The organism is Meridianimarinicoccus zhengii, from assembly GCF_003254465.1.
Taxonomy (GTDB): Bacteria; Pseudomonadota; Alphaproteobacteria; order Rhodobacterales; family Rhodobacteraceae; genus Meridianimarinicoccus; species Meridianimarinicoccus zhengii.
In genome coordinates, this window is record NZ_QDFI01000120.1 from 1 (window position 1) to 7,834 (window position 7,834).

Here is a 7,834-nt window from a genome sequence, read left to right on the forward strand (position 1 = left end):
ACAGCCCGGACCTCCAGTGTTTCCTCATCAATGCCGAGGTGAATCTTGCGCCAGACCCGTCCTTGGGTCCCCCGTGCTTGCGGGCGTGCCACTCGCCTTCGCCCTCGACCTTGATCCCGGTGCTGTCGATCAGCAGATGGAGCGGGCCCCTGGTTCCGCGATATGGGATGTTCACGGCCAGCGTCTTCTGGCGACGCGACAGCGTGCTGAAGTCAGGCACAGCCCAGTCGAGGCCGACCAGGCGCAACAGGCTTTCGACGTAGCCGGTCGTTTGCCGCAAGGCCATGCCGAACAGTCCCGGGGCTTCGCCCGTTCAGGGCTGAAAACGGTCCACCGGACCGTTTTCCGGGCACCCTTCACCCTTCATCGTTAGGCACGTCTGTATGGCGGTATCGCTGTAGGTCCGCCGCCGGCCACGCCTGCCTGTCGGTGCGGCATCCCAGATCATCTCGGGATCGAACCAGATCGTCAGCGAGCCCCGGCGCTTGAGCGCTTCATTGTAGGCCGACCAGTTCCCGGTCCTGTAGGTCGGGGGTGTGGGTCTGCTCGTGCATCCCAGCTACCACGCTGGATTAACGAGACGAATCGCTCTCAGGATTTGTGCAAAGAGCCGTCACATGGGTCAAATCTCAGTGGAAATTACGCGCGATCCGGATCACTTCTCATTGGCAATCAACACGTTGCGACCTGGACGCGCGACCTTGTGCTGGTCGTCGTCCGAATCTGCCACGGTCTTTTCACCGGTCCGGAGGCGGTTGGGTCGGCAGGCCGACGATCCAGCTGTGAAAATCGCAGTATACCACCGAATGCAGAAAAATTTATTCGAAACAATGGCTTAAAAATGCACAGAAAAACGGCGCCGCAAGCTTGTTTCTCACAAAATGAAGTTGACGAAACATTCGTACGCCTATCTTAAATCAACATAATGGAAGTTCGGACGACCTGATGCCTGTCACCGGTCCATGAAATTGCCGCCAAGCGCAGTGTGAAGACACGGGAAAGGGCAGACGTTGATAAAATCAATCCTAGTCCCGGTGCGTGGCGACGGCATGGTCGCAACCGTCCTTGCGCATGCCGCGCAGCTAGCCAGAAAGCATGACGCAAAGGTCAACGTCGTGCATTGCCGGGCCCAGGCGAAAGATCTGATGCCGCAGGGAGTGCCCCTGAGTGACTTCGCACGCAAAGTCATGATGGAGCAGGCCAGCGAGCTCGCGAACCGGCAGGAAAACCACCTTCGCGGCATACTGCACAAGCTGGCGGCCGAGTTCGGGCTCAACGATGACCCCAAAGCGAACGGCAGCGTGACCTGCACCTTTACAGAGATGCAAGGACGCATGGCGGATGTCGTCAAGCACGCGGGGCGCCTGTCGGATGTCATCGTGCTTCCGAAGCCGCAGCGCGAACGCAACCTCGGTGAAAGTTCCTTGAAGTCGGCGCTGTACGGGGCGGGTAGGCCGGTCTTGATCTGTCCGGCGCAGTTACGACCGGACGAGACGTTTGCGCAGCACGTGGCGATTGGCTGGAACGGGTCGCTGCCAGCCGCGCGGGCTGTCGCATCGTCGCTGGACATCATGAACGGAGCAGACCGTGTCAGCATCCTGACGGGTGGGAAGGTGCAGGCTAACGGCCCTACCGCAGAAGAGTTGCTGGACTACTACGCACTGCGCGGCATCACAGCCAAAATCGTTCGTTTCGACGGGAAAGACCCCGCGACCGAACTGCTCAAGACCTGTCAAAGCATCGGCGCCAGCCTGCTTGTCACGGGCGCCTACAGCCACAGCCACGAGACCGAGATGCTGTTCGGCGGCAACACGGAGCGCATCGTGGATCAAACGGAAATGCCCATCTTGATGGCGCATTAGAACGGCTTTGCCCAACCCACACTCAGGCACGACGGGAGACGTGCCCATGGAGGAGATCCCCGCACATCCAGCGGGAAAGACGCGTCCGAAGGACCGTACAATCAGGGAGGACTACATCATGACACTGACCAAAAGACTTTTCCTTGGGCTGGCTGCAGGCACCGCGCTTGCAACCTTGCCGATCTCTGCCATGGCACAGGAGTGGCAGCCGACACGCCCGGTTGATTTCACGATCATGGCCGGACCCGGTGGCGGCGCAGACCAGATCGCACGCTTCGTGCAATCCGTTGTCGAAGCGAACGACATGATGAACCGCCCCCTGATCCCGACGAACCGCGGCGGTGGGTCTGGTGCCGAGGCTCTGTTGCACCTGAACGAGACCCGTGATCCCGACCATACGCTTATGGTCACGTTGAATTCGTTCTACACCACGCCGATCCGGCAGGATGGCCTCGGCGTCGATATCGAGACCTTCACACCCATCACCATGATGGGCGTCGACCCCTTCGTGCTTTGGGTTCACACGGACTCGGGCATTACGACCTTTGACGAGTTCGTTGCAGCGGTCCGCGAGATGAACGGCGAATATGTCATGGGCGGCACTGGCACGGGTCAAGAAGACTCCATCGTCATCGCCTACATGTCCGGCGTCTACGATCTCGACATCAAATACATCCCCTATGATGGCGGCGGTGCCGTGGCCCGTGATCTTGCGGGTCAGCAGATCATGGCCACCGTGAACAACCCGGCCGAGGCAAACGGCTTTTATGCCGCGGGCGATTTCGTGCCGCTTCTGGCCTTCTCGGACGAGCGCATGGACGCCTATCCGGACGTTCCGACGATGCGGGAGTTGGGGCACGACTTCTCGTACTACAACCAGCGGGCCATCGTCGGCGCGCCGGGCATGTCCGACGAGGCTGCAGCCTACTATCGCGAGGTGTTCGGTCAGGTCTACGAGAGCCAGTCGTGGCAAGACTATTTGGTGTCCGAAAGCCTGTCGCCCCTGCCGATGGATGAAGCCGAGACGCGTGCCTATTGGGCCACGCAGGTGGAAAACCACCGTCAGTTGCTGTCCGAGATCGACGGCTAAACCACGAAAAGGAAAAGGGGGCAGGAATGCGCCAAGGTGAGATATCACTTGCAGGGCTTCTTGCCCTCCTTTCGCTGTATCTGATGTGGAAGAGCACCGAGCTTCCCATCGGATACATCAGCGGCCGTGGGCCCGGTGGCGGCTTCTGGCCATTCTGGTTGTCTTTCGGAATGCTGCTGAGCTGCGTTGCGATCGCATGGAAATGGTGGCGCGGCCTCAGCCCCGCATCGGTCTCGGACGAGCCGCTCATGGATGGGTTCGGCTGGCGCACTGTCGCCCATGTCGGCGGCGGGGTCGTCGGCTTCGTGGCGCTTATTCCCGTCATCTCGATGTACGGCGCGATTTGCGTGTTCCTTGTCTACTACCTGCACTTTCTGGGGCGGCATTCGTGGCTGTTGACACTGGCCGTCGCGATCCTTTTGCCCATCGGGCTTTTCTTCTTTTTCGAGGGCGCGATGTACATCTCGATGCCACAAGGCCTGCCGTTCACGCAGCCTTTCTTCGACATGATGTACGACATCATCTACTGACGCAGCCCTGCACCTAGGATCACCATGGAAGTCTTATCACTCATTGCCGGTGGCGTGACGACGGCTGTTCAACCGATCAACCTGATGTTGATCGTTCTGGGCGTGACCGTCGGGCTCTTCATCGGCGCGATGCCCGGCCTGGGGTCTGTCAACGGGGTGGCCATCCTCTTGCCCGTGACGTTCCTGGTGCCACCAACGTCCGCCATTATCTTTCTTGCGGCGATCTACTACGGGGCGATGTACGGTGGCGCGATCTCGTCTGTCGCCCTTGGCATTCCGGGCGCCTCCACGGCTGTGGCGACGACCTTCGACGGACGCCCCCTCGCGCTTCAGGGGCGCGCGAGCCTTGCCTTGGTGACGGCGGCGCTTGCCTCTTTCGTGGGCGGCACTGTCGCCACCGTGTTTTTCAGTCTGTTCGCCCCCCTTCTCGCAGAAGTGGCGCTGTCGTTTGGCCCGCCAGAGATCTTTGCCCTGATGTTGCTGGCCTTTGCGACCTTCGTCGGCCTTGGTGGCGATGACATCCCCAAGACGATCTTCTCGATCTGCTTTGGCCTCGTGCTTGCGACGGTTGGCTTCGACACCATCTCCGGCGAGCCGCGCCTCGTTCTGTTCGATATTCAGGGCTTTCTGCGCGGGATCGGCTTCATCGTTCTCGCCATCGGCGTTTACGGCATCGGAGAGATGCTGTGGACCATCGAGCAGACACGCGGCGACGTGACCACGACAAACCCCAAGATGACAGTCAAAGGCCTGATCTCGGACAGCAAGGAGGCCGTGCGCCGGGGCTGGAAAGGCACATGGATCGGCTCGGTCCTTGGCTTTTTCGTTGGGGTTTTGCCGGCTGCCGGCGCGACACCGGGATCGTTGATGGCTTATGGCGTGGCCAAGATGACCTCTCGCACGCCGGAAGAATACGGCAAAGGCTCGCCAGACGGCGTTGCCGCGCCAGAGGCGGCGAACAACTCGGCCTCTACGGGCTCGATGCTGCCGATGCTGACCCTCGGTATTCCGGGATCGCCGACAACCGCGATCTTGCTGGGGGGGATGGTCATGTGGGGCCTGACACCGGGACCGCGCCTGTTCATCGACGAAAGCGAATTCGTCTGGGGCCTGATCGGATCTTTCTACATCTCGAACGTGGCGGCGGTCGTGATCAACCTCGCGTTCATTCCGCTGTTCGTCTGGATGTTGCGAATGCCGTTCACCATCCTCGCGCCCCTGATCTTCGTGCTTTCCATCATCGGCGGCTTCGCGGCCTCGCGCAGCATGCATGATCTGTGGCTGATCGTGATCTTTGGGATAAGCGCATTCTTCATGCGCAAGTTCGACTACCCGCTGGCCCCCGCCGTTCTGGCGATCGTCCTTGGCCCCATTGCCGAACCCACCCTGCGCCAGTCCTTGCTCTTGTCATCGGGCGATCCAACGATCTTCTTCACCCGGCCGATTGCCGCTCCGATCATGGTGATCGCCCTCATCTTGATCTTCTTGCCTGCCTTGAAACTGCTGCGCCGCAAGCGGCAGGTAACACAGGACTGAGACACGCGCTTGACCCGCATTGGCGAACGCGCCTGCATATCTCCCATCGATACGGAAAGACACACAATGCAAACACTTGAAGCCCTGATCCAGCGCCATCCCGGCACCGCCAATGCCATCGGCGCACCGGGCCGGGACTGGATGACATACGCGGACCTCAAAGCCCTGACCCAGGACGTTCGCAACAGCTTGAGGGCGGCCGGTGTCGGCGCGCAGGACCGGGTTGCAATCGTCTTGCCCAACGGGCCCGAAATGGCGGCGGCATTTGTCACGGTGGCGCAATCAGCCACCACGGCGCCGCTGAACCCGGCCTACAAGGAGGACGAATTCGCCTTCTATCTTGAAGACCTCAAGGCCCGCGCAATCATTGTGGAGGCTGGCTACGATGGGCCGGCCCGCGCCGCCGCAGCGCGCTTCGACATGACCGTGATCGAACTGACGGCGACAGAACCGGCGGGCAACTTCACCCTGTCCACCGATGTGCAAGGCAGCGCGCCCACGGCCGCGCCCACCGCCGACGATGTCGCCCTGATCCTGCACACATCTGGTACCACGTCCCGGCCCAAGATAGTCCCGCTGCTGCAATCCAACGTCGCGGCGTCGGCTGAAAACATTCGCGTATCGCTCGCGTTGACGGCTGAGGATTGCTGCCTGAACGTGATGCCCCTGTTCCACATCCACGGTCTGATTGCCGCCGTCAGCGCGTCGCTTGCAGCGGGCGCATCCATCAGCTGTGCGCCGGGCTTTGACGCCCTCAAGTTCTACGGCTGGCTCGAAGAGGTGGACCCGACCTGGTACACCGCCGTGCCGACGATGCATCAGGCCATTCTGGCCCGCGCCCCACGCAATGCCGAGATCATCAAGAACGCACGCCTGCGTCTGTTGCGGTCCTCGTCCTCGTCCTTGCCCGGAGCGGTCATGACCCAATTGGCCGACACCTTTGGCGCGCCCGTGGTGGAAGCCTACGGCATGACGGAAGCAGCCCACCAGATGTGCTGCAACCCGATTGAGCCGGGCCGCCAGAAACCCGGGGCCGTGGGTCTTCCCGCAGGACCGGAAGTGCGTATCGCGCATGAAATCGAAGACCGCCTGATCGATGGCGTCGGCGAGGTTTCCATCTCGGGGCCCAATGTGACCCCGGGCTATGAGGCCAATCCCGAAGCCAACGCGAAGAACTTCTTCGAGGCCGACGGCAAGCGCTGGTTCCGAACCGGCGACCAGGGCGTGTTCGACGAAGACGGCTTCTTGTCCCTGACCGGCCGCCTGAAAGAGATCATCAACCGTGGCGGGGAAAAGATAAGTCCCCTCGAAGTGGATGGCATCCTCTCCGAGCATCCGGCCGTTGGCCAGTGCGTGACCTTCGCCATGCCCCACCCCAAGCTGGGAGAAGAGGTGGCCGCCGCCGTGGTTCTGAAAGAGGGCCAAAGCGCCACCGAGCGCGATATTCGCGATTTCGCCAGCGAACGGTTGGCCGCGTTCAAGGTGCCACGCAAAGTCCTGATCCTCGATGAAATTCCGAAAGGTGCGACCGGCAAGTTGCAGCGTATCGGCCTAGCCGAGAAACTGGGTTTGGATTGAGGGGCACAGCATGAAGATCTGTATTTTCGGCGCCGGGGCCATCGGCGGCTACATGGGCGCGAAACTGGCACAGGCCGGGGCTGATGTCAGCCTCGTGGCGCGCGGTCCGCATCTTGCGGCCATGCGCGAAAACGGCCTGCGTCTGATCGAAGAGACGGGCGAGAGAACCGTGACCGTCACGGCCTCGGACAATGCCGCAGACCTCGGGCCGCAGGACTACGTGATTGTCACGCTCAAGGCCCATTCCGTCCCCGCCGTTGTCCCGCATATGCAACCCCTCATCGGCGATCACACCACGATCGTCTCGGGCGTCAATGGCGTTCCGTGGTGGTATTTTCACAAGCTCGGCGGGCCTTTTGACGGCACGCGGCTGGAAACCGTCGATCCGGGCCATGCACAATGGGACGGGTTCGGCCCGGACCGCGTGTTGGGCTGCGTGGTCTACCCCGCCGCCGAAGTGATCGCACCGGGCGTGGTGAAACATATCGAGGGCAACCGGTTTTCCCTGGGCGAACCCGACGGATCGAAATCCGAACGCGCGCTTGCGCTTTCAAAAGCGCTATCGGCTGCTGGTCTGAAGGCCCCCGTGCGCCCGAAGATCCGCGATGAGATTTGGGTAAAGCTGTGGGGGAACCTGTCGTTCAACCCCATCTCTGCGCTCACCCATGCAACGCTCGATGTCCTGTGCACCGATCCCGGCACGCGGGAGGTGGCGCGCAACATGATGTTGGAGGCCCAGGAGATTGCCGAGAAACTTGGCGTCAAGTTCCCCATCGACGTCGATCGCCGCATCCAGGGCGGTGCGGATGTGGGCGCGCACCGCACATCCATGCTGCAAGACCTCGACCAAGGCCGCCCGATGGAAATCGACGCCCTTGTGGGGGCCGTAAAAGAACTCGGGCGCGTGACAGAGACGCCAACACCGACCATCGACACGGTCCTTGCCTTGATCGCATTGCGCGGGAAAACCGCCGGACTGTACGCCACCTGACGAAGGTTCAGCGTATGCATCCGGCGTGGGCCGCGGTCAGGCGGCTTGGCGGAGTTCCGGGGGGTGCCAGTTCCACGGTAGTAGGTCCGACACCTGCGACGCGGTCAGGTCGGGCAGCATGGCGAGGACGTCTGCCAGCCAGGCCTGGGGGTCGATGTCGTTCATCTTCGCCGTGACGATCAGCGAATAATCGCCGTGGCCGCCAATACCGAAGGACGCCGCGAGATCATCGGCCTCGGCATCGGGC

General features: G+C 61.7%; 7 protein-coding genes and 1 pseudogene. 6 read left to right on the forward strand and 2 right to left on the reverse strand.

Translation table 11 applies throughout. The annotated features are described in order from the left end of the window. A pseudogene (locus DDE13_RS21280) lies at window positions 1-559 on the reverse strand (transposase); the annotation flags it as partial. Between the two features lie 490 nt (window positions 560-1,049). Between DDE13_RS21280 and DDE13_RS21285 the strand changes: the two are divergent. From DDE13_RS21285 to DDE13_RS21310, 6 genes are all read left to right on the forward strand, one after another. Beyond that, window positions 1,050-1,862, forward strand: coding sequence for a universal stress protein (locus DDE13_RS21285; RefSeq protein ID WP_235868807.1), 813 nt, complete (start codon window positions 1,050-1,052; stop codon window positions 1,860-1,862). 118 nt (window positions 1,863-1,980) lie between these two features. Further along, window positions 1,981-2,952 (forward strand): Bug family tripartite tricarboxylate transporter substrate binding protein, encoded by a 972-nt coding sequence (locus tag DDE13_RS21290; RefSeq protein ID WP_111406232.1) that lies wholly within the window; start codon window positions 1,981-1,983, stop codon window positions 2,950-2,952. A gap of 26 nt (window positions 2,953-2,978) precedes the next feature. Then, entirely contained in the window at window positions 2,979-3,482 is a 504-nt protein-coding gene (locus DDE13_RS21295) for a tripartite tricarboxylate transporter TctB family protein (protein WP_111406228.1), read from the forward strand. A 24-nt stretch (window positions 3,483-3,506) separates the two neighbouring features. After that, window positions 3,507-5,018, forward strand: a complete 1,512-nt coding sequence (locus DDE13_RS21300) for a tripartite tricarboxylate transporter permease (RefSeq protein ID WP_111406229.1) — start codon at window positions 3,507-3,509, stop codon at window positions 5,016-5,018. Between the two features lie 66 nt (window positions 5,019-5,084). After that, window positions 5,085-6,596 carry an acyl--CoA ligase gene (locus tag DDE13_RS21305; protein WP_111406230.1) on the forward strand — a complete coding sequence of 504 codons (1,512 nt, stop codon included), beginning with the start codon at window positions 5,085-5,087 and terminating at the stop codon, window positions 6,594-6,596. 10 nt (window positions 6,597-6,606) lie between these two features. Further along, complete coding sequence (locus DDE13_RS21310) at window positions 6,607-7,587, forward strand: 2-dehydropantoate 2-reductase (protein ID WP_111406231.1); 981 nt, start codon at window positions 6,607-6,609, stop codon at window positions 7,585-7,587. Between the two features lie 36 nt (window positions 7,588-7,623). On the opposite strand, the gene DDE13_RS21315 is transcribed toward DDE13_RS21310, so the two are convergent. After that, a partial coding sequence (locus DDE13_RS21315) for a transposase domain-containing protein (protein ID WP_162631158.1) occupies window positions 7,624-7,834 on the reverse strand: 211 nt, incomplete at its 5' end.